Raw genomic sequence first — 22,939 nt, 5'->3', positions numbered from 1 at the left:
ATTTTAAGACGGAATTTTAAAATTTCATCGCAAAATTCTAAGATACGCGCAAATTCTTAGCGGGCGCAAGAAAAGTTAGAATTTTTTGCTAAAATTTTGCGAAATTTACATAAGCAGGATTAAAAATGAATCTTCCCAAACAGCTTTTAGACCGCTACGGCGCCGAGCGTCAAAGCGCGGGTGAGGCACAGCGGACGGCGAATGAGATCGCCTTTGCACCGGTGGTCTTTCAAGTCTCGCGACTGATGAAAAAATTTGGAATTTTAAGCGCGCTTAATGAGGCGCGGGACGGACTAAGTATAGAAGAGATCGCGAAGAAGACCTCACTTAGCGAATATGCCGTAAAGCTGCTTTTGGAAAGCTCGCTTAGCATCGGCACGGTGCTGCTGTGCGGCGAGAAATTTCGTCTCAGTAAGGCGGGGTATTTTCTACTCACCGACGAGATGGTGGACGTGGATATGGACTTCATCCACGACGTGTGCTATAAGGGGCTCTTTAGGCTCGAAGAGACGCTAAAATCGGGCAAACCCGAGGGGCTAAAGGTCTTTGGGCAGTGGGCTACGATCTATGAGGCGCTTTCGCATCTGCCGCCGCACGTGCGCAAAAGCTGGCTCGCGTTTGATCATTTTTATTCGGATTTGGCGTTTGAGCCCGCGCTAAAGATCATTTTCTCGCGCAAGACGGATAAAATTTTAGACGTAGGCGGCAATACGGGGCGCTTTGCTAAGCGGTGCGTAGGCTACGACGAAAATGTGCGCGTGACGATAATGGATCTTGCGGGGCAGATCGCGCTGATGAAAGACGCCGTCGCAGGCGCGCAGGGCGCAGAGCGCATAGAGGGGCTTGCGGCCGATCTGCTGGATCCCGCCACGCGCTTTCCGCGCGGCTTTGATGCGATCTGGCTCAGTCAGTTTTTGGACTGCTTTGCGGAGGAGCAGATCGTAAGCATCCTCGCGCGCGCGGCGGAGTCGATGAGCGAGCAGGCGCGGCTTTATATTTTGGAGCCGTTTTGGGACAGGCAGCGCTACGAAACCGCCGCGTATAGCATGACGCAGATCAGCGTGTATTTCGCCGCGATGGCAAACGGCAATAGCAAAATTTATCACTCGGACGATATGGTTAAATTTGCGCAGCGCGCAGGGCTTAAAATTTCGCAAATTCACGACGGGCTGGGCGTCGGACACACGCTGCTGTGCTGCGAAAGGGTTCGATGATGGACGCGCGAAGCCTAAGCGCGCGGCTAAATAAGCCGATTAAAATTTTACTAGTGCTACTTGGAATCGGAATTTTGGCAAACGTAGCGATGGAATTTTATGCAGAGAAACAACGCGGCGAGCTAGAGCGAAATTTCTGCGAAAGCAAGCAGGTGCGAGATGCGCTAGCGCGGATAAACGAGGGCGCGCCGCGCAGGATCGACGATGCTACGATTTTAAAAGGCGCCGCATGCGAAGAGGGTAGCTTCATATACGATTACGCGCTAAATAGCTCGTCAAATTTAGACCTCAGCGCGCTGGACGCGGGCGATACGGAAATTTTAAAAGAGATGCTGTTTGCCAAGGCGAAGACCAGTTTTTGTAGCACGGAATTTTCGCAACGCCTGCGGGAGCTCGGCAAAACGATGGTATTAAATTACGAAATAGAGGGCTTGCCGCCGATACAGCTAAAGCTTGATAAAAATAGCTGCGAACGTGAATTTTAAAACCCAAGTGAGGCATTTGATTAGCCGCTTTTTGTGTGACGGCGCGTTGGCGGCTGGCACCCTGTAAGCTTGTGAACAGGCTCATGCTTTACGCAGAATTTTATGTGAGCAGGTTGCGAACGAAATTTAGTAAGATTTCACCGCAGCAGGTGCAGCGTAGTAATAAATCCTAAAATTTTGACTCAAAATCTATGATGCTATTTCAAATAAAATTCCGCGCAAATTATAGAATTTCGCGTTAAAGCTTTACGCAGTGTTTGCGTTGCCGCATAGATATAATTCCACGTGAAATAGTGAAATTTTAATGAAAAACGCCACTGGCAGAACCTGATGCATTAGATCGCGGCTTAAAAAGGACTCGGCGCGTTTTAGCGCTTTGTGGCGACGAAATACACGCTGATATTCGCCATGCTATACGCAGCGACGTGTTAAAAGTCAAGCAGAGATTTTAACATGTTACTTTTGCGCAGGAGAAATCAAAAGCGAAGCGGATAAATTTTAAACGGATGCTGCGCGGGCGAGCAGGCAAAGGCTCACGCCGCGCTAAATTTTAAATCCCGCACAAGCGCTACTTGCAGTCGCTAGGCTTAAATTCTACCCTTATAAATTCTTCGCCACTTTTTATCTTATAGCTCCATATCGCGCTGTTTATTAACGGATGCATTACTTTCATCTGGTTGCAAAAAATTTGCTTATTTTGGCTATCTATGACATTTTGTATCACGGTTTTTTGATCATTTCCGACACTGTCAAATTTCATCCCCATGCCGTCATTTAGCTCGTAGTTGTAGATAAAGCTGCCATCTTTGCACTCAGCACCCGTTAATGTGGTAATCTCGTCGACTCGCATCGGCGCACTCTTATTGATACCTTCCACGGCGGCTTTGAGTTGGACATTATCGCAGCTTGGTGCCGCAAAAAGCGCCGCGAAAACAAACGGAAGCAATAAAACTTTTTCATAATTCTCTCCTTAAAAAATTTAGTAACGATATAAAAATTAATATTAATCGGTGCTTTAAATTTAGGACGAATTTTTGGTGCTGCGAATATGGAATTTTATGCAAGCGTAGCAGCGAACGCGAAAAGTTTATTTGCGGAGCTTAGCCCTAAAAAACGTAATTAGGCAGTATGTCAAAGTGCGGAATTTATTGGCTCGCCGCACTTAAATATGGGCTGCTGAGTTAAATTTCATAGTGCATTTTACGGAATTTACCCAGCTTGCGGGATTAAATTTGATGCCTAGAGCGCTGGCAAACTTGGTATCAAAAGGATTTAATGCCGCAAGTGGGATAAATCTTACAAGCAAGCGCGCATTTGAGTATTTTAAAGCCATGTTAATTATATCGCTAGATAGAGCTTAGGCGCGACGATCCGCAAGCGCGTGCCGTAAGATCGCCGCGACAAATTTTACCACAAGATGGCGGGCAAAAATAAGCGACTAGATGCCCGCCTCACCACAAAAAGGCGTAAGCGCGATTAGTTATCGTTGATTACGTCCAAAATTTCTCTAGCGTGCACAGCGTAGTCGTTCGCCATCGATTTTTGAAAGATCCCGCCGATCTGCGCGTATGAGCCCTGACCGCCGCCAAAAAACTCCTCCTCGCCGAAGTTGCGCTCGTTTACGGCGATATTTTGGTTGTAGATCGGCTTTCCGTTTTTAAACATTTTTAGACGTAGATTGTAGCGCACATAGGGCTTTGCCGAAACATCGATGCCGTCGGAGCTGTAAAAGCCAAAGCCGAATGAGCTAAGCTCGGGTGCGATGACGAGCCCTTTGCCTTGCAGCGCTTTTTCGTCGTCGGTGACGCTCACGCGCCTTAGGTAGGTGCCAAAGAAGCGCTTTGCCTCGCCTGCGACGAACTCGCCGACATCGATTTTAAGCTCATCGTCTCTGCCTAACTTCGAGCTTGCGGCGTAGCTTTTCGTCCCCATTAGCTCGCCAGGGATGTAAATGAGCGCGCTTTGTATGGCGTTAGTCGCGCTTATAGTGTCGTCAAACGGCGCTACATCGGCGTTTTGATTAAACTGCGCTTCATATGCGCAACCGCTAAAAAGCGCGCAAACTATTGCGGCTAGAAATAAATTTTTCATTGTTTGCTCCGTGTAAAAATTTTTGTAATTCTACCCCGCGGGTCTAAATTTTACGCTGAAACGGGCGGAATCGCTCTTTAATCCAAGCTAAAAAACCGCCTAAGCTTACGCTTAAACGTATCTTTTGGAATTTGCGTATCGCTAAAATCATCGTTCCAAATTTCGTTTTTATCGGTAAACAAGCCTTTATTCTGCGCCTGCGGCATAAAGACCACTTTATCCGCAACTTGGACGCCTTTTTGCTTAAAATACTCTAGTATCTCATCCAGATCTCGCCTAGAATATATATTTATAAGGAAGTAATTTCTATTTTTGAACCTTAGCACGATATTTTTGCGGATTAAGCCCAAAGACTCATCCGCTCTTATCAGCATATAAATTTTAAACGGCAAGATGAACAATATGAAATTTATCGTATGATATAAAAACAATATAACCTTTCCTATGTGTACCCCTATGGACGACTTTTTATACAGCTCGTATGACGAAAAATAGTGAAATCTTCCGTAACTATCATATAGCTCTGATATAATGCAAAAACTTACCTTATCTATATCGCAGGCATCGCAAATTTTTATTACTTCCTCTTTCTTGACAAAATAAAAATCATTTAGCGCCTGATTTAGCGATCCGGGCTTATCGTCGAAAGCATTTATATAGCTGATTTTATTATTTTCCAATAAAAAATACGCGGGACTGCCCTTTCTTTTAATAGGCCAAAGTAATGTAGCCGGCAACAATAAAAAGACCACTACGATAAACATAACTAAATCGGCACTAAAATGAGTGTAAAATTTCAAGTTTAACGGAGTAACTTCTAAATTGAATATTTTATATAAGCAACCGAGTGAAAGAAAAAGAACGATATTGTTTTGAAAGTAAACCGCCCTATCTATGATTTTGATCGGCTCTTTGTCGTAATCCCTCATAAAATTCCTTTTTGGTATGATTTTTGACGAAGCGCATTTTATCACCGCCTCGCTTTCGACGCGTTTAAGAGCGTAGGATATTTGCGGAGGCGCTTGCGGCGAGTTGTAACGAGCGGCGGCTGTCTCAGCCAAGCGGGCGCTAGCGGTTTATCTGCGACCGCTTCAATAACTGCTTTAAGCGCCTAGCAATCTCATCTGCGATTGCTGTGAGTAGAATTTTGCTCGAAACCTAACCCCACAATCTCGCCGCAAAATACTCTCGCAGCATTCGCCTTTACGCTTCGTTTACGTTTAGCCGTAGCCAAACTACCCCGCGGGTCTAAATTTTACGCTGAAAACCGAAAAATTTCACGCCTTAATGTCGTAGCTGAAATTTTTCAAAAAATATATACGTAAAGCTTCGCGCTCGGCGCGGCTGGGACGGATGCAAAAAAATACCGCCGCGCCCGTATCGTCCTTGCCGCGCAGTAGCAGGCAGTCGCGTAGTCGTAGCCCCGCTCGTCCGTCTAGCCTTCGCGCGACGACGAGCTTTGAAGCGATCAAAATCGCAAAAATGCCTGCCGCTGCATAGATCGCAGCTTCGACAAAGCCGAATTTGATCGTCAAAAACACGCCCGCGACGTATGCGAAAAGAAGCAAGAATTTTAAAATTTCTTGCAGTTTTAAAAACCGCTCGTAGCTTATAAACGGCACGCGAAACGTCCGCACGAAGCCAAACGACGGCTCTATCAGATCGACGCATCCAAGCATAAGATCGTATTTGTCTAGCCCTCTGCGAAAGGATATTTTAAGCTCGTCAAATTCCACGCGCGCCGCCTCTTTGCTACCGCTTCGCAGATAAAGTAACGCTAAAAACATAAAAACGATCGTCAGGCTGGGCTTGGCTCGCTGCGAGCGTAGCGGGCTGTCCGTGTAAAACAGCTCCCCCGATCCGCCGATGTCCAAAGAGATAAAAATGCAAAAAAACGCAAGGATAGAGGCGGAGAAAATTTTATAAAATGTATCGTCGCAGATGAGGCTGAATTCGGGCTTTTGCATTAGTTTTTGTATAGCGGCGCGTCGGTGATTTTAAATCTAAATTTATTGCCCGCGCCGATAAATTTCATGAAGCTCGCTACGTCAAATCCCTGCTGCGGCGCGCTTAGCGGCGGCTTGGCAAGGATCTCGAAGCTAAGACCTGCGTAGTTGAAAAACTTGCCGCAGCGCCGAAAGCCGTGCCTGCCGTAGAATTCTATACGGCGCAGGCGCTGCGCGAGATTGGGCGCGTCCTCGTGCGGAGGCTCGACGTCAAGGACGATTTGCGTGCTTGGATTTTGCTCGGCAATGAGCGCGAGCAGCCTTGAGCCGATCCCTAGTCCGCGAAATTTCGCATCGATGCCAAGGTAGGCCACGTAAAAAATCTCGCTTTCTCCGCCGCTTGAAATTCCGCTCTCATCGTAGCGCGAAATTTCGCTTTCTGCGGTGATCGATGAAATTTTGCTCTCCGCGGCATTTAATGAAATTTCATCCCTTCCGGCGCTTGATAAAATTTTGCCGCCCGCACCGCAAATCAAACGGTCCTCGTCGATCGGAATTTTGCTATCTGCGCCCACATTTAAAATTTCATCGCCGCTAAAAGACTGCGCTTTTTGGCCCGGGTTTTTGCCGCTAGCAACGCTAAAAAATTTTGCTTCTGAAAATTCCGCTTTATCGCTTGGGATTTCATCCTCTGCGCCTTCAAATTCCGCGCCGCTATGGGCTTTGGATCTTAAAATTTTATCCGCATTGAGGCGAGGCGGCGGCTGTTTGTGGTGCGAAACCACACGCTTATAGGTTTGCTCGGTTCTATAGACGAAAAAGCCCACCAGCTCCTCGCCGCTTAAATTTGGCGCCGCCGCATTGGAATTTTCGCCTGTCGCTGCGCGATGTTTATTTGCCGCGCCGCTAGCGCTTAGGGCGCTAAAATCCTCGAATATCGCCGCGATTTCGAGCTGTCCTTTACGCGACATTTTTAAGAAATTTTTTATGCTGATACGCTCGATTTCGGGGAACGCCGCGACGTTGATCGCCTCTATGCGCGCGATCAGCGCCGAGTCCTTGCCGATACGCTCAAGTCTCATTTTGCCCTCCTTGTCGCGATAGACCTACCGCGTAAATTTAAAATTTGTCCGCCTCGCTCGTGGGAATTTCATCGCTCGACCCTTGAAATTTCATGAAATTTCGCAAAATTTCGCCGCGCCGCTCGTCTAAATTTAATCCTCGCCGTAAATTCGCTTTAAATTCCCCAGCGTTGCGCTCGCGTTTAGCAGCAGCGCATCGGCGATCGCCAGCCGCGCCATTGCGGTGGCTACGACGCTGCCTCGCACGGCGATACACGGATCGTGTCGCCCGCGCAGCTCGCAGACCGCGTCTGCGCCGCACACGTCGACGCTGCGCTGCGCCATAAAAATGCTCGGAGTGGGCTTAAAATGCGTCGCAATCTCGATCGGCGCGCCGCTACTTATGCCGCCTAAGATCCCGCCCGCGTTGTTGCTAGCAAAGTCTGCGCCGATCTTGCCGCCGTTGGTGCGGATCAAATTTTTGCTAGCGTGCATAAAATCGTTGTTTTCACTGCCTTTTAGCGTGCTTGCCCTCACTCCGGCGCCGATCTGCACGGCCTTTACACCGTTTATGCCCATCAGCGCGCCTGCAAGCGCCGCATCCAGCTTACCATACAGCGGCTCGCCGAGCCCAGCAGGCACGCCCGTAATGCGCGTCAGCACGCAGCCGCCGATACTATCGCCCGCATTTTTGACGCTTAGAATTAACTCCTTTTGCGCGCCCTCTACGGCGGGATCGAGCGCGAAAATTTCGCTGTTTTGTGCAAAGCCGAAGTCTAAATTTCCCGCGTAAATTTCGCCCACGCCATAAATTCCGCTTTCTACGGAAATTTTAAAGTGATCCAGCAAGATTTGCGCAAACGCTCCCGCGGCCACGCGTACGGCGGTTTCGCGCGCGCTTGCCCGCCCGCCGCCTCGGTAATCGCGCAGTCCGTATTTGGCAAAATATGTAAAATCGGCGTGTGCGGGGCGGAAAACATCCCTTAGATCTTCGTAGTCCTTCGAGTGCTGGTTTGCGTTGCGAATGATAAATCCAATCGGCGCGCCGGTGCTGCGGCCATCAAAAATTCCGCTTAAAATTTCGATCTCGTCGGCTTCTTTGCGCGGCGTAGCGTATTTACCGCCCGGTTTGCGGCGGTCAAGCTCGCTTTGTATATTTGAAATCTCGATCTCCACGCCCGCCGGAAAGCCGTCCAAAACGCCGCCGATCGCCGCGCCGTGGCTCTCGCCGAAGGTGCTAAGGCGCAATCTCTCGCCGAAGGTGTTCATAGCGCGCCTCCTTGATCGCCGCCGCTTTGTTTGTCCGTATCGCGTCCGTTTTGTTCGGCGTTTTTGTTTCGCTCGGGCGCGTAGGTTACGCTCGGCGTGCCGCCCGATGTGCCGGCGCGATCGCTCTTTTTGCCGCCTCTATTATTATGCTCGCTCTTTGCGCTGCCCCGCGCTCGTCCGTCGCCATTTCGCGAGCCTTTTTTGTCGTCCTGAGCGCGATTTACGCCGCTTTGTGCGTCGCCACATGCTGTTTGCTCGCCATTTTGCGCGTTAGCACCGTGCGAGGCGCCGTTTTGTAAAAGCTCGAGCGCGATTTGCGCGCATTTTTGCTCGGCCTCTTTTTTGCTCGCTCCCACGGCGGATGAGAGTCGCTTGCCGCCTACGAGCGCCGCCATTTCGAAGCTTTTTTTGTGATCGGGACCGCTCGAGCCTAAAAGGACGTATTCGGGCGTGACGCCGAATTTTGCCTGCGTGAGCTCTTGCAGCGCGGTTTTGTAGTCTTTAACGAGCTCGTTAAAGCTGATGCGCGGATAGAGGATTTCTAAAATTGCAGTCGCGATGCGGGCGGTGTTTTGCAGCCCGCTCTCAAGATAGACGGCGCCCATTATCGCCTCAAACGCGTCCGAAAGCAGCGATGGTTTCTCGCGTCCGCCGTTGCGCTCCTCGGACAGCGACATATTCAGGTTCTCGCCGATGCTCAAAAATTTTGCAAATTTAGAAAAGCTGCTTTCGTTCACGAGCGCGGCGCGCAGCTTGCTCAGATCGCCCTCATCGCTGCTAAATTTTTTGAAAAGATACTCGCCCACGATCAGATCCATTACCGCATCGCCTAAAAATTCCAGCCTCTCGTTATTGTGCCCGTTTTTGGCGCTTTTGTGCGTAAGAGCGATCTTGAGATGGGTTAAATTTTTAAATTTATAGCCCAGTTTTTCTTGTAATTTTTCTAAATTTTGCATTATCAACCTTTTTATAAAATTCTACGAAATCCGCGGCGGCTCACACGCAAACGACATCCGGTGCGAACAAAACCTACGCAAGCGAAACGAACGAGCGCAAGCACGGCACGCGCTAAATTTGCACTAACGTGGCGAATGAAACGCGCTAGCGCCAATCTGCAACGAATAAAATTTAAACGTGCCCGCTAATTCTAACGCAAACCGCGATAAGGCTCACTTGTCGCAAACGAAATCCGCACTAAAAACAGACCCGCCGAGAATATAAGTCGCACTAAAGCCTGCTCGCTGCTAACGAAATCTCCGCCGAAGCTCGTCCGCTCATAGACCCAATCCACGCACAAATAAGTGCGAGCTTGCGCGAACGACGCAAATGAATAGAGCGCACCGAAGCCCGATTGCGTAAGCAAACGCACTAAAACCGACTTTAGCGATAAAATTTACGCCGAAGCGGCTCTGCGTGCAAAGCAAACGCGGGTAAATCTATGCTTAATCCGCGCAACCGCAAGCTTCGCCGCAGAATTTTAGCCCTTTATCGCTTCCGCCGCCGCGCGAGCCATAGCGTCGCACTCCTCGTTTTGCGGATGACCCGCATGCCCCTTGACCCAAGAGGCCTTGATCTCGTGAGGCGCCGCCGCCGCAAGGTATCTGCGCCACAGATCCGCGTTTTTTTTGCCCTTAAAATCGGTAATGACCCACTTTGCGAGCCAGGAATTTATCGCTTTAACGACATATTCGCTATCGGTAAAAAGCTCGACGCGGCAGGGCTGCTTAAGCGCGCTAAGCCCCATTATAGCGGCGGTTAGCTCCATTTGATTATTAGTCGTCATCGCCTCTGCGCCGCTTGCCTTTTTTATCGCGTAGCCGTATTGCAAGATGTAAGCCCAGCCGCCCGCTCCAGGGTTTCCGAGGCAGCTACCGTCGCTAAAAAGTTTGACCGATTTCACCGGTTTTCTCCGAAATTTGCGCTCTAATCTCCATGCTACCTAGCTCGTAGCAGACCGGGCAGCGGTGCGAAAAAAGTCCCACCGAGCTTTTGCACTTCGCGCAGGTGTAGCTAAAGCTAAGCCCGGCGTCCTCAAAGCCCGCGTCTTTCATAGCCATAAGCGCGTTGATCTCAAAAATTTTACTCGCGCTCTGCGGCTTTTGATCGCTTTTTCCAAGCGCGTAAAAAAGCGCGTTGTACTCCGCATCCTGCGTATTTACCGCCGCAGGGAAATCATAGATCAGATCGATCGCCTGCTCGATCGGCGGGAAGCGGTCAAAGCCCTCCATGGGCTCTTTATTTTTGATAAAAAGCTCCATACAAAATCGTCCCGCGCCTTTGAAGTTTAGCTTCGAAATTTTAGCGATCTTCTTGTTAAACGGCGTATTAGCGTCGTTTGCGATAATTTGCGCGCGCTCAAACTGGCTTTGAGTATATACTTCGGCGTCCTGCTCGCGCAGCGCGTCAAGCACCTCAAGTGCCTCATTAAAGCGTTTCAGCCGCTCGTAAATCACCGTAAGATGTGTAAGAGCCTCCTTGTTTCTCGGGCGCAGCTTCAGTGCCTGTAAAAACACCTCTTCGGCGCGCCCCAAAAAACCCGCTTTGAAATATACGATACCGAGATTGGTGAGGATAAACTCCCTCTGCACGCCGCCGCTAGCCTTACTTAGCGCGATTAGATAAATTTCTATCGCGCGCTCGAAGTCGCCGCTTTTGACGAAAGAGCTAGCTAAAATTCCAAGCGTCGGGATGTCTATTTGCGGGCTTGCTAAAAGCTGCCTGTGCTCGGTGCTAAGCGCGTCTAGGGTGTCAAATTTTTTGATAAAATTCTCTAAGCTCTGCCTCTCGTTCTTTTTAGAAAAAACTCCCCAAATGTAGCTTAGAATCGACACTAGCAAGATTATGCTTATTAGCATGATAAGCCCGAAAATCGGGTCGCGATCGTCTAAGAAAAAATTATCCAAATCAAACCTCGTCGCAAAAATAAAGGGCAATTATAGCAAAGTGCGGGTATAATTTCGCTTATGATTAAAAACGAAAGCATAGAAAATCTGCTGGCCACCGTAGATATCGTAGACGTCGTAGAAAAATATGTCCCGCTTAAGCGCAGCGGCGCAAATTTCGTAGGCGTCTGCCCCTTCCACGACGATTCGCACCCGAGCATGAGCGTGAGTTCCAAACTTGGAATTTTTCACTGCTTTTCATGCAAAGCGGGCGGCAACGCAATTAAATTTATCCAAGATTACGAAAAGATAAGCTTCCCGGAAGCGGTCGAAAAGCTTGCGGGGATGTATAATTTCGCGCTGCAATACACCGGCGCCAAAGTCCAGGAGCGCAGCGAAGAGAAGAAGGTGCTTGAGATTTTAAACGCCTATTACCAAAGCTGCCTTTATCAAAATCCTGTCGCCGTGAAGTACCTGCACGATCGCGGACTGAGCGATCAAAGCATTCGCAAATTCGGCCTTGGCTACGCGGGGGCTAGTGCGCAGACGATCAGGGTTTTGCAAAACGAAGAAATTCCGCCGCAAGACGCGCTAAATGCGGGCGCGGTGAAGCAAAACGAGCGCGGGCTTTATGCTAGCTTCATCGAGCGGATTACCTTTCCGATCTACAATCACGCGAGCAAGCTTGTGGGCTTCGGCGGTCGTACGATAAGCGATAACCCCGCCAAATACGTCAATTCGCCGCAGTGCGCGCTGTTTGATAAATCTAAAATTTTCTACGCATTCGACCTTGCGAAAAAAAGCGCGATCGCTAAAAAAACCCTCATCATCACCGAGGGCTACATGGACGTTATCATGCTTCATCAAGCGGGCATCGATAACGCCGTAGCGGTGCTCGGCACGGCGCTGACGCCTGCTCATCTGCCGCTTATAAAGCGCGCGGAGCTTAACGTCGTGCTTAGCTTCGACGGCGACGCTGCGGGCATCAATGCGGCGATAAAATCGGCGCGGCTTTTGTGCCTGAACAAGATAGATTCAAGCGTCGCTATAATCGGCGGCGGCGCCGATCCTGCGGATATGATCGCGGCGGGCAAGGTACGCGAGCTAGAGCAAATTTATGCTAGCGGCATGGAGAGCGGGGAATTTCTAATTCGACAGATCGCTAAAAAATACGACCTCGCCCGCCCCGTGCAAAAAGAGGCGGCGCTAAATGAGATCAAAGAATTTACCGCAGCGCTCGGCCCCGTGCTCGCCGAGTCCTATCAGAGCCTAGTGGCGCAAATTTTAAACGTCTCGCCCGGCTCGTTCAATCTCGCCGACGGCGGTAAAAATTTCGGCGCGGGCTTTGAGGGGCGAAATTTTAACGAGAGCGGGAGCTTCGGCTCTCGCGATTTCGGCTCTTACGGAGGGCACGGCGCAGACGGCAGGGGCTTAAACGGCGGAAATTTTATTCGCGCGCAAAACACGGCGCGCTACGAAAGCTCTGCGCCGCCTGCGGCTTCGGCGAGGCTCGGGCGGACGCTACTGCGCCGCAAGGAGATCGCAGAGCTTCAGATCATAAAATCGATGCTGCTTGATGGCGAGATGGCGGAGCTCGGGCTCGGCTGCTTGGAGCGGCGTGATTTTCGCATGCACGGCGATATTTTCGAGGCGTTTTTGGCTTTCTCTCGTAGCGGCGGGAATTTTAAAAATTTCATCGCGGGCAGTAATGCGGATAGTAATGCGAGCGAAAATTTTACCGCAGGCGGCGCGGGAGAAAATTTTATCCGTAGGGAGAGCGCAAATTTAAAAAGCGGCGAGAATTCTAGCAAGCAAAATTTTAACAGGCAAGCCTCCGCAGGCGTCATAAATTTGAAAGGCCCCTCCGCGCAGCAGGACGCAAATGGTGACTTGCAGCAAGGAACAAACGACATTTCAAGCCGTATCAAGAAGTGGGGCGGAAAGCGAGATTTGAATAACGACGCAAAGCAAGGCGAGAATTCCGCGATCGACAATGAAAAGCACGGCGAGAGTAAAGCCGCCGCTCAAAATATTCAAAACGCCGAAACCGAAGCCCTTGAAAATCTGCGTGCACTCGCACTGGACGATGAAATTTTGCCGATCGGCGGCGCGGCGCTTTTTAACGATGCGTGCAAAATTTTACGCCGCAACGCCCTGCAAGATCTGATGCAAAAGCTCAAAAACTCCGACGCGCCCGACAAGATCGAGCGGATCTTGGAGTATCAAAAAAAGATCAACCAACTCAAGTAAAGGAACGAAATGAAGGCATTGGCGCTCTTTAGCGGCGGGCTTGACTCTATGCTCGCGGTCAAACTCATCGTCTCGCAAGGCATCGAGGTGCTCGCGCTGAATATGGATATCGGATTTAGCGGCAAGGACGATAAGAGCGAGATCATGCGCCGCAGAGCCGCAGCCGCGGGGGCGGATTTTAAAAGCGTCGATATCAGAAGCGAATATCTGCGGCAGGTGCTTTTCGAGCCCAAATACGGCTACGGCAAGCACTTTAACCCCTGCATCGACTGCCACGGATATATGTTTAAGACCGCGCTTGCGATGCTGCAAAGTGAAGGGGCGAGCTTCATCATCACGGGCGAGGTGCTCGGACAGCGCCCGATGAGCCAACGCGCGCAGGCTCTAGCTCAGGTCGGCGGGCTTAGCGGCGATGAGGAGGGGCTGATCCTGCGTCCGCTATGCGCGAAGCTGCTGCCGCCTACGACGCCCGAGATCAAGGGCTGGGTCGATAGGGGCGCGCTGCTTGATATCAGCGGGCGCGGGCGCACTAGGCAGATGCAGCTCGCGGCGGAGTTCGGCTTTGAGGATTACGAAACGCCTGCGGGAGGCTGTCTGCTGACCGTGCAGAGCTTCAGCGAGCGGATCAAGGATGCGGTAAAATTTGAAAAGATCGAAACGCCCGCGGACGCTGAAATTTTAAAATTCGGACGCCATCTGCGCCTGCCTGAGGGCGCTAAGCTCATAATCGGGCGGGATGAGAGCGATAACAAAAAGCTTGCCGCAGTGCAAAATCCAAAATTTAGCGAGATAAAATTTAAAGACGATGTCGTGGGCGCGCTAAGCCTGCTAAGCAGAGGCGCGAGCGAGGCGGATAGAGAGCTTGCGGCGAGGCTGGCGCTAACATACGCCAAAACAGACGCCGCGCGCCGCTACCTCGTGCTCATAGACGGCGGCGAGCTGAGCACAAGCCCGTTTGAGAGCAAGGATGCCGCCCGCGAGTATTTTGTGTAAAATCTAAATCGCCATCCAGGTTGTATTTGATAGGCGTAAAAACGATACATAAGCGCAAGAAGCTGCGATAGCAGATACAAGAGTGAAATTTAAATGGCAACGCCCGAAATAGACCGAAAATACGCCAGGCTCAGAGTTAAATTTAACCGCCGCGAGCGCTAAATTTAAACGCAAAAGCGAGCAAATTTTATAGGCTCAAGGAGCGTTTATGGAGTATTTCAAACTGTTTTTCGTAAAGATCCCAGGCCGCGCCAGAGAGGACGACCATACGAGCGCGCACGATCAGATAATCGCGCCGCTACTGCAAAATGCGCTCGCCGCCTATGTCTATAACGGCCGCAAAGATAGCATCGTGGGGGCATTCGGCAGTGTGGAGCACCCGCTAAACTTAAGCGAGTTTAGTTTTCTCGTGCGCGAGCGGGGCAAATTTCGCCTCGATCTCTCGCGCGAATGCATAAATGGCGCCGAAATTTTTTGGAACGCTTGCAGTTTTAGGCGCGGCTCGGTCGTTGTTTTGCTTGATGGCGAGTTTGATATGGCGCCTATTTTACGCCGTTGCGCCGAGATAAGCATAGACGAAACGCCAAATATGGGCAACAGCCCAGCGGCGACCAAGCTTGCTAAGCGCGCGATGAGCGAGGGGCGGATCGCAGTGCTTTTTAGCGCGTCAAACGGGATAGAGTGGATGGATATCTACGCTCCTGAGGCGGTACAGGCTAAAATTTTAAAGCTTGCGGATGAGATAAATCCAAATTTAGATTAAAATTTGGCGCCAACCTCGACTTTCGGCGAGAAATTTAAAATTTAAAACCAAGTTCTGCGCTAAATTTCACGCAGGATAGGCATTACGCACCCATGTGCAGGCAGACAAAAGCGGAGGTCGCGAAAATACATCTCGCACCTATCGCCCTCTTCTTCTTGCCAAAAGACAAAACAAAATGATCGCCGTCAAAACCGCCGCGATTGCGGCGTAAATTTTACCCATGCCGCCGTAGCTTTTGGAGTTATCGCTTAAATACAGATTTATTATCGCACCGTTGTCTGTCGAAATTTCAAGCTTCGCACCCTTTGCGCCGTTTAGTTTTACGCGCAGCATATTTGCCGCGGGGCTTGAAATTTCGGGCTTATCCATAAAGGAGTAGCTGGTTTTATAGCTTTTCATCAAATCGTTGCAGTCTTTGGGGGCTACGAATATATCGTAAAACGCGCCGTTTTTCACGCTCAGATTTTCTCCGCCTTGCACGACGAAGTATCTAAATTTAGGCGCTTGCGTGATAAACTCCCACCGCAGCGTTTTTTGCTTCCCGCCCTGCTCGTAATTAAACTCTGCGCCGTATTTAGCGTCAAATTTAAAAACCTCTCTGCTGAAAAGCACGAACTGCCTATCGCTTAAAATGGCGTTAGGATCGGAGTTTTTATCTAAAATTTTAACGTTTTGAAGCTCCCTGCCGCCTTCGTAAATTTTAAAACTTTTCATCGCTACGGGCGGCTGGGCAGAATTAAACTCCACGCTTACAGGATTTGCGGTGATTTTGCACTCTGGCATGGGATCCGGAATTTCGTTGCTGAAAAATGCAAGCGCGGGCTCGTCGTTCGGGTAGTAAACGTAAGGGCGCGAGTTCAGCGCAGTAGCGCTTTTGAACTTATCCTCCCTCATCCGTAGCGTTTCGTTTTTACACATCCCCAGTAGAAATTTGCCGCTTCCTTCGTCGTTTAAATTTCGTAAGCAAAAGGCGTTGAGGCGCGAATTTCCCATCTCAAAAACGTAGCTACTTTTTTTGCCGTGCTCAAAATAGCCGATGCCGATCTCATCCGAAGCGAAATCCAAAAATGCAAATCTATGGTAAATCGCGCTTAAAAGCCCGTCGATCGCGCTTTTTAGATTGCTTGAGTTATAGGATAAATTTTCCCGTACTGCGGCATTATAGCCTGCGTAAAAAGCGCGCTTTGACGGATTTTCGCCCGTAAAATTCGGTCTGCCCGGGCTCTCGTCGTGCGACATCGCCTCGTTTGCGACGACATATCTTGCGTGATTAAGCGCAGAGGTATTTAAAATTTCATTCTGCGAAAGCTGATTTAGCCCCGATTTTGCGCGCACATTGTTGATGTAGCTTAGTGGATCGTCGTAAAAGGAAAAGCCGCTCATCGCAACGAGCGGCTGTTTTAAATTTGAAGGGGCGTTTTCGCATGCGGCAAAAAGCGCGCAAATCGCCCCAAGACCCAGGAGCCTAAGCCGTAGGGCCCGCTTTAGCAAACTCGACCCCCTCTTTTACGTCCTCGTAGCGTTTGAAATTCTCTTCAAACATCTTTGCTAGCTTATCGCGCGTGATCTTATATTCCGCCGGGTGCGTCCATGTATTGATCGGATTTAGTAGCTTCGTCTCGACGCTCGCGAGCTCTTTTGGGATCGCGAGGTTAAATTTTTCGAAATTTTCAAATTCGCACTTTTTGATGCTACCGTCAAGGATCGCGTTTATGCACGCGCGCGTAGCTTTAATGCTCATTCGCTTGCCCACGCCGTACGCGCCGCCGCTCCAGCCCGTATTTACGAGATAGACGCTGACGTTGTGCTTGTCGATCTTTTCGCCTAGAAGCTTAGCGTAAACGGTCGGGTGCAGCGGCATAAACGGCTCGCCGAAGCACGCGCTAAATGTCGCCACAGGCTCTGTAATACCGCGCTCGGTGCCTGCGACTTTGGCCGTATAGCCGCTTAGGAAATAATACATCGCCTGCTCTTTGGTTAGTTTTGCGACCGGCGGCAAAACGCCGAACGCGTCGGCGGTTAGGAAGATGATGTTTTTCGGATGGCCGCCTGCGGAGCTTGGCTCGTAGTTATCGATATGATAGATCGGGTAGCTGACGCGGGTGTTTTCGGTCTTGCTGCCGTCTTTGTAGTCCACGACGCCAGCCTCGTTGGCGACCACGTTTTCAAGTAGCGCGTCGCGTTTGATCGCGGCGTAAATTTCAGGCTCGCTACTCGGGTCTAAATTTATGCACTTCGCGTAGCAGCCTCCCTCGAAGTTAAATATCCCCTCATCGTCCCAGCCGTGCTCATCATCGCCGATCAGCTTGCGGTTTGGATCGGTCGAGAGCGTCGTTTTGCCCGTACCGCTTAGGCCGAAAAATAGCGCCGTGTCGCCCTGCTTGCCCACGTTTGCCGAGCAGTGCATCGACATCTTGCCCGCAAGCGGCAGCCAGTAGTTCATCATCGAAAAAATTCCCTTTTTCATCTCGCCGCCGTACCACGTACCGCCGATAACCGCGACGTTTTCCTCTACGTTAAAGATAACGAAAACGTCGGAGTGCAGCCCGTCGCTCGCGTAATCTTCGTTTTTGCATTTGCACGCGTTGTAAACGACGAAATCGGGATGAAATTCCGCTAGCTCGCTTTCGCTTGGGCGGATGAACATATTTTTTACAAAATGCGCCTGCCACGCGACTTCGGTTACGAAACGCACGTTTTTGCGGCTGGATTTGCTAGCGCCGCAGTAGGCGTCTTGGATAAAGATTTCTTTGCCGCTTAGCTGGGCTTTGGCTTTGGCTAAAAGTTTATCGAAAAGCTCTTTTGAGATGGGCTGATTTACCTTGCCCCAGGCGATGTATTTTTGGCTCGGGTCCTGCTTTACGAAGTACTTATCCTTTGGGCTGCGACCCGTGAATATGCCCGTATCGACCATAAAAGTGCCGTTGCTTGACACGCGCCCTTCATTCATCGCCTTTTCAAGCTCGAAAAGCTCGTCGTAGCTTAGGTTGTGGTTGATTTTTTTGATATTTTTAAGACCTAGTTTATCCAGATCGTTCGGAGTTGTCATTTTGCATCCTTTTTAAATTAAATTTTGATAAAAGATTGCGCTATTATAGCTTAAAATTTAGGTGAGCTCGCTTAAGCGCCGAGGATGATCGCCATGAAATTTAGGCGGGAGCGCCCGCCTAAATTTTAGAGCTTATCTTAAAATCGCGAGCACCTGATCGGCATCGACCGTATCGCCTTGGGCGACTAAAATTTTATCGATTACGCCATCACGCGGGCTTTCGATATTTATCTCCATCTTCATCGCTTCAAGAACGATGACATTCTGTCCCGCCTTAACATCGTCGCCTTCCTTTATTAAAATTTTAAATACGTTGCTAGGAAGCGTCGCTTTTATATCGTTATCGTCCGTACCGCCTCGCGCGTTAGCAGTGGGCTGCTCGCCGGCAGAGCGTTGCGGCTGCGGCTTTGCGGACTCCGAGGTATCGAAGCTGACATCGTATCGATCGCCGTTTACGAGTACGTTTTGTCCGGCAAATTCTACGCTGTAAATTTTACCGTTAATCTTAACGTCAAATTTGCCGTTTTTAGAAATACCGTTTTGATGGCTTGCAGCGGGCGCTACGTCCTCTTTTTTACGACTCATCACCTTGCCCTCGCCTTTTAAAAACGCGATGCCCTTTTCTTTGCACGCAAGCGCTATGAATACGTTCTCCTCACTAGGCTCGATGCCCTGCTCGCGTAGAATCTTCTGCGCATACGCGACGCTCTTGCTCTCGTCGGCATCGGCGATATCTACGGCATGCTTAGTCGTAGGCTCTAGCCCCAGCTGCTCAGCCGCCATCTTAATCACGCCCTCGTCGGGTTTAACGGGCGTTTTGCCGAAATAACCTAACACCATCTTGCCGTAGCCCTCGGCGATCTTTTTCCACGGGCCGAACATTACGTTGTTAAACGCTTGCTGGAAATAAAACTGACTAACTGGCGTCACGCTCGTGCCGAAGCCGCCCTTTTCGACGACCTCGCGCATAGCCTTGATGACGGCTGGGAATTTGTCTAAAATTTTATTATCGCGCATCATCTGAGTGTTTGCCGTAAGCGCGCCTCCCGGCATCGGCGAAAACGGAATTAGTGGGCTTACCTGCGTGGCCTCGGGCGGCATGAAGTAATCCTTCAAGCACTCGCCCAAAACCTCTTCGTATTTTAAAATTTTCTCTGAATCTAGCCCCAGGTCGAAATTTTGCCCCTTCGTCGCGTGCAGCAGCGTAAGGATGTCCGGCTGGCTAGTGCCCCCGCTTACGGGATGCGCGGCAAGATCGATGCCGTCTACGCCCGCAACGAGCGCAGCCTGATAGCATGCGACGCTAACGCCCGCCGTCTCGTGTGTGTGCAGGCGGATATGCACCCCGTCGCCTAAAATTTTACGCGCGCGCTTAATTGTCTCATAGACCTTCTGCGGGCTGCTGGTGCCGCTTGCGTCCTTGAAGCAGACGCTGTCGAACGGGATCTGCGCGTCTAAAATTTGACGCAAAATCCTCTCGTAAAACGCCGCATCGTGCGCGCCGCTGCATCCGGGCGGCAGATCCATCATCGTAACTACGACTTCGTGTTTAAGACCATGATGATGTATGCACTCGCCGCTAAATTTTAAATTTTCCACGTCGTTTAGCGCGTCGAAATTTCGAATCGTCGTCGTGCCGTGCTTGGCAAAAAGCTTGGCGTGCAGATCGATGATCTCGCGGCTGCCGGTATCGAGCGTGACGGTATTGACGCCGCGGCTAAGAGTTTGCAGGTTCGCCTCAGGCCCCACGATGCTTCTAAATTTATCCATCATCTCAAACGCGTCTTCGTTTAGGTAAAAATACAGGCTCTGAAACCGCGCGCCGCCGCCGAACTCGAAGTGCGTGATGCCCGCGTCTTTGGCCGCGCTAACGGCAGGCAAAAAGTCCGCCATCGCCACGCGCGCGCCGAAAACTGACTGAAATCCGTCGCGGAAGGTCGTATCCATAACGTCGATAAGCTTTTTAGCCATTTTTAGCTCCTAGGTTAAATTTAGCGTGAATTTTAATATTTCTAGCCTAAAAAAGCTTTTAAACCAAAAACCCCCGGAAAGATTGCGAGCGTTAATAGCACTAGAATTTGCAATAAAATAAAAGGTAGCACGCCCTTATAAATGTCCGTGGTGTGGATTTGCGGAGGCGTCACACCCTTTAAGAAAAATATCGAAAATCCAAATGGCGGCGTCATAAACGATGTTTGTAAATTTACAGCGATTAAGATCGCAAACCACACGGGATTGATATGCAAAGACTCTACTATTGGCAAAAGTATTGGCAAAATGATATATGAAATTTCGACATAATCGAGAAAAAATCCAAGCACTATGATAACTACCATCGTAAGCGCGATAAATCCCCATGCTTGGCCGGGCAGATTCTCCATAAAATTTTTCACGACCTCATCTCCGCCAGTGTAAGAAAAAATCATCGAAAATGCCGTGGCGCCCATCAAAATCATAAAAACCATGCCCGAAATTTTAGCGGTATTTTTTAGCGCGTCATAGATCAGCCTAAACGAAAACGTGCGGTATAAAACAGCTAGCGCTATCGCACCCAAGCAGCCTACCGACGAGCTCTCCGTAGGCGTAGCGATGCCCGCAAAAATAGATCCCAAAACGAGCAAAATCAGCACAAGCACCGGCACGACGTTTTTAAGCGCGATAAAAATTTGCTTTGATTTGCTAAGTCCCTCTAGCGGCGGAACAGGCGGTGCATAATCTTTGCAAATATATGAAATAATCGCAATATAAATCACGTAAAAACCCACTAGCACGAGCCCAGGAATAACTGCTGCAGAAAAGAGATCACCTACCGAAACAGAAAGTATATCGCCTAAAATAATTAGCACGATCGAGGGCGGGATAATCTGCCCAAGCGTGCCCGCAGCAGCGATGGTGCCGGTAGCCAGTGGCTTATCATAGCCGTATTTCATCATCACGGGCAGGCTGATGACGCCCATAGCAATGACAGTCGCGCCCACGATGCCCGTCGTAGCCGCAAGTAACGCGCCCACCAAAACAGTGCTGATCGCCACGCCGCCTCGTACGCCGCCGAATAAAAATGCCATCGACTCTAATAAACGCTCCGCAAGGCGAGTCTTTTGCAAAATCATACCCATCAAAATAAAAAGCGGCACCGAAATTAGCAGCTGATTTTCCATAATCGAGTAAATTCTATTAGGCATCAGTGAAAAAAACTGCCTACTCATATCCTCGAAAGCTTCGGTTAAAATTTCAAAGCCCTGCGCGTAATCCCACGCCTCACTAAGTCCGTAGATAAATCCGAAAATCACCGCTACAGCACCGAACGTAAACGCAACGGGAAAACCTAGTAAAAGCATAAAAAGCGCTGCCGCAAACATCACTATGCCTATCATATCTCGTCACCTTTTATCTTGCCGTGGCAAAATTCCGCCCAAGCGCGAAAAGCGTAAAATTTATAGAATTTTAAATTTAAGCTCATTCTGCCCTCACACACTCTGTGCGCCCGAAGAATTCCCACTAAGAAATTCCGAGCCTTTGTTTTCCCTAACATCAAGCAAGGCGTTAATATTTTTAATCAAAAATCCAAACGCGTAGATAAATAAAAACGCGTAGCTAAGCGTGATTGCGGACTTGATGATCCAAAGATGCTGCATGCCGCCGGGATTGGCACTGGCCTCATGGCTCGTATAAGCCTCGCTCACGTAATCGATCGAAAAAAACGCCACGAGCGCTACGAAAGGCAAAATGAAAAATATCGTGCCTAAGATATTTATGAGCGCTTTTGCAGTGGGACTAAATTTTTCGTAAAAAATATCCACGCGAACGTGGGCATTTTCTTTGAGCGCGTAGGTCACACCGAATAAAAACATCGCCGAATATAGCCACCACGTAAGTTCTTGCATAGCGACGGAATTTGCAGCTGGAAAAAGATAACGCGCCACAACATTGTAAAAAACTACTATAACTAAAAGCGCCAAAAATACGATACTCAATATGCCTAAAATATTTGCGAACGCATCAAAAGCTCTTTCTAATTTGCGTAAAAAACCCTTCAAAATTTTACCCTTTGCTTGAAATTTTTACTATAAAAGCTGAGATTTTAGCAAAAATATCTGCAATTTATTATAAAATTATGCGCGGAAAGGATTTTTATGATTTTAAAATTTCAAAACAAATACTCTAAAAGATTTCTCGCCTTTTGCGCTATCTGGGCGCTTTTTTGGCTAGCATTTTCATATTTTTTCTTGCAAAAATTCCTTTTTATCTATCCGGAAAATTTTAGCATTCACGTGAGATTCGCACTTTGCGCCATAGCGCTAGGAGCGGTGATTTTAGCGGTTTGTGGCAAGGACGTTTACGGCGCGATCTGCGGATATGCGGTGTGGTTTTACGGCGCGGCGCTGGGACTTGTCTCGTCGCTAAATTTAGCTAAAATTCACACGGTACTGCGAGGGAGCGGAGATATGAGCGGGATGAGCGGCTGCGGTGGAGCGGTGAGATTTTTAAATTTTGATTTAAGCGCAGTGCCAATTTTTAAGCCGTTTAACAGCTGCGCATTCGACGTTCCGGCGGTGCCGGCTGATGCGACGCTAGAGGGGCTGCAAGCCAAGCTAACGGCGCTTTATAGCGGAGGCTGGTATCTGTTTCCAACAAGTAAAAGCGTGGATCTGGCGCAATTTTGGAGCTTTATCTTTATATTTTTCGCAATTATTTGGATGATTGGAATTTTTCTTGGATTTTTAAATAAAAAGGCGTGGGATTTAAAACCCCACGCAAAATAGGTCATTGGACGATAATAAGAGCATTTGAGCTATAGATATTATCTATATTTTTAAGTCCCGGCATACTCCATACCCGATCACATAAGCCATCTCTGCCTTTGGTCAAGGTCACTTGCTCCTTGTTGTCGTACTTGTATGTGGCGCAGATATCGCCTTTAACCTTTATAGGATTT

The 22,939-nt window shown here is 49.4% G+C and carries 19 protein-coding genes and 1 pseudogene; 6 read left to right on the top strand and 14 right to left on the bottom strand.

Annotated features, from left to right (window positions below):
• The first annotated feature begins 125 nt into the window (after positions 1 to 125).
• A complete protein-coding gene (locus tag Q0277_RS08010) occupies positions 126 to 1,214 on the top strand; it encodes a class I SAM-dependent methyltransferase (protein WP_297997103.1) in 1,089 nt (362 codons plus the stop codon).
• Positions 1,214 to 1,699: a hypothetical protein gene (locus Q0277_RS08005; protein ID WP_297997101.1), complete on the top strand. Its 486-nt coding sequence runs from the start codon at positions 1,214 to 1,216 to the stop codon at positions 1,697 to 1,699. The genes Q0277_RS08010 and Q0277_RS08005 overlap by 1 nt, the downstream gene beginning before the upstream one ends.
• A gap of 568 nt (positions 1,700 to 2,267) precedes the next feature.
• On the opposite strand, the gene Q0277_RS08000 is transcribed toward Q0277_RS08005, so the two are convergent.
• The 9 genes and pseudogenes from Q0277_RS08000 to Q0277_RS07960 form a co-directional block, all read right to left on the bottom strand.
• Entirely contained in the window at positions 2,268 to 2,645 is a 378-nt protein-coding gene (locus Q0277_RS08000) for a hypothetical protein (protein ID WP_297997099.1), read from the bottom strand.
• Positions 2,646 to 3,175: 530 nt separating this feature from the next.
• Positions 3,176 to 3,790 carry a hypothetical protein gene (locus Q0277_RS07995; RefSeq protein ID WP_297997098.1) on the bottom strand — a complete coding sequence of 205 codons (615 nt, stop codon included), beginning with the start codon at positions 3,788 to 3,790 and terminating at the stop codon, positions 3,176 to 3,178.
• Between the two features lie 77 nt (positions 3,791 to 3,867).
• A complete protein-coding gene (locus Q0277_RS07990) occupies positions 3,868 to 4,719 on the bottom strand; it encodes a hypothetical protein (RefSeq protein WP_297997096.1) in 852 nt (283 codons plus the stop codon).
• A gap of 348 nt (positions 4,720 to 5,067) precedes the next feature.
• On the bottom strand, positions 5,068 to 5,757 hold the full coding sequence (locus Q0277_RS07985; protein WP_297997095.1) for a hypothetical protein: 690 nt from the start codon (positions 5,755 to 5,757) through the stop codon (positions 5,068 to 5,070).
• Positions 5,757 to 6,818 carry a GNAT family N-acetyltransferase gene (locus Q0277_RS07980; protein WP_297997093.1) on the bottom strand — a complete coding sequence of 354 codons (1,062 nt, stop codon included), beginning with the start codon at positions 6,816 to 6,818 and terminating at the stop codon, positions 5,757 to 5,759. The genes Q0277_RS07985 and Q0277_RS07980 overlap by 1 nt, the downstream gene beginning before the upstream one ends.
• A gap of 132 nt (positions 6,819 to 6,950) precedes the next feature.
• A complete protein-coding gene (aroC, locus tag Q0277_RS07975; RefSeq protein ID WP_297997091.1) occupies positions 6,951 to 8,066 on the bottom strand; it encodes a chorismate synthase in 1,116 nt (371 codons plus the stop codon).
• Positions 8,067 to 8,359: 293 nt separating this feature from the next.
• Positions 8,360 to 9,022: pseudogene (gene rnc / locus Q0277_RS07970) on the bottom strand (ribonuclease III); the annotation flags it as partial.
• Positions 9,023 to 9,543: 521 nt separating this feature from the next.
• Positions 9,544 to 9,966 carry a ribonuclease HI gene (gene rnhA / locus Q0277_RS07965; RefSeq protein WP_297997089.1) on the bottom strand — a complete coding sequence of 141 codons (423 nt, stop codon included), beginning with the start codon at positions 9,964 to 9,966 and terminating at the stop codon, positions 9,544 to 9,546.
• On the bottom strand, positions 9,944 to 10,969 hold the full coding sequence (locus Q0277_RS07960; RefSeq protein WP_297997087.1) for a tetratricopeptide repeat protein: 1,026 nt from the start codon (positions 10,967 to 10,969) through the stop codon (positions 9,944 to 9,946). The genes rnhA and Q0277_RS07960 overlap by 23 nt, the downstream gene beginning before the upstream one ends.
• A 60-nt stretch (positions 10,970 to 11,029) precedes the next feature.
• On the opposite strand from Q0277_RS07960, the gene dnaG reads away from it, so the two are divergent.
• The 3 genes from dnaG (at position 11,030) to Q0277_RS07945 (ending at position 14,954) form a co-directional block, all read left to right on the top strand.
• Positions 11,030 to 13,198 (top strand): DNA primase, encoded by a 2,169-nt coding sequence (gene dnaG / locus Q0277_RS07955; protein WP_297997086.1) that lies wholly within the window; start codon positions 11,030 to 11,032, stop codon positions 13,196 to 13,198.
• Positions 13,199 to 13,207: 9 nt separating this feature from the next.
• On the top strand, positions 13,208 to 14,191 hold the full coding sequence (locus Q0277_RS07950) for an argininosuccinate synthase domain-containing protein (RefSeq protein WP_297997084.1): 984 nt from the start codon (positions 13,208 to 13,210) through the stop codon (positions 14,189 to 14,191).
• 208 nt (positions 14,192 to 14,399) lie between these two features.
• Positions 14,400 to 14,954, top strand: a complete 555-nt coding sequence (locus tag Q0277_RS07945) for a hypothetical protein (RefSeq protein ID WP_297997082.1) — start codon at positions 14,400 to 14,402, stop codon at positions 14,952 to 14,954.
• A gap of 138 nt (positions 14,955 to 15,092) precedes the next feature.
• On the opposite strand, the gene Q0277_RS07940 is transcribed toward Q0277_RS07945, so the two are convergent.
• The 5 genes from Q0277_RS07940 to Q0277_RS07920 all read right to left on the bottom strand — a co-directional run bounded on the left by Q0277_RS07940 (position 15,093) and on the right by Q0277_RS07920 (position 22,040).
• Positions 15,093 to 16,445, bottom strand: coding sequence for a CAP domain-containing protein (locus tag Q0277_RS07940; protein WP_297997081.1), 1,353 nt, complete (start codon positions 16,443 to 16,445; stop codon positions 15,093 to 15,095).
• Positions 16,420 to 18,003, bottom strand: a complete 1,584-nt coding sequence (pckA, locus tag Q0277_RS07935; RefSeq protein WP_297997079.1) for a phosphoenolpyruvate carboxykinase (ATP) — start codon at positions 18,001 to 18,003, stop codon at positions 16,420 to 16,422. The genes Q0277_RS07940 and pckA overlap by 26 nt, the downstream gene beginning before the upstream one ends.
• Positions 18,004 to 18,135: 132 nt before the next feature.
• Complete coding sequence (locus Q0277_RS07930; protein ID WP_297997077.1) at positions 18,136 to 19,974, bottom strand: biotin/lipoyl-containing protein; 1,839 nt, start codon at positions 19,972 to 19,974, stop codon at positions 18,136 to 18,138.
• Positions 19,975 to 20,015: 41 nt separating this feature from the next.
• Positions 20,016 to 21,377 carry a TRAP transporter large permease subunit gene (locus Q0277_RS07925; RefSeq protein WP_005871492.1) on the bottom strand — a complete coding sequence of 454 codons (1,362 nt, stop codon included), beginning with the start codon at positions 21,375 to 21,377 and terminating at the stop codon, positions 20,016 to 20,018.
• A gap of 93 nt (positions 21,378 to 21,470) precedes the next feature.
• On the bottom strand, positions 21,471 to 22,040 hold the full coding sequence (locus Q0277_RS07920) for a TRAP transporter small permease subunit (RefSeq protein ID WP_297997075.1): 570 nt from the start codon (positions 22,038 to 22,040) through the stop codon (positions 21,471 to 21,473).
• A gap of 96 nt (positions 22,041 to 22,136) precedes the next feature.
• Between Q0277_RS07920 and Q0277_RS07915 the strand changes: the two genes are divergently transcribed.
• A complete protein-coding gene (locus tag Q0277_RS07915; RefSeq protein ID WP_297997073.1) occupies positions 22,137 to 22,766 on the top strand; it encodes a disulfide bond formation protein B in 630 nt (209 codons plus the stop codon).
• Positions 22,767 to 22,939: the final 173 nt, after the last annotated feature.

The sequence above is a fragment of the uncultured Campylobacter sp. genome, assembly GCF_938030815.1.
In the GTDB taxonomy this organism is placed as follows: Bacteria; Campylobacterota; Campylobacteria; order Campylobacterales; family Campylobacteraceae; genus Campylobacter_B.
Note: the sequence above shows the minus strand (reverse complement) of the source record. Positions and strands in the feature narration are given on the sequence as shown.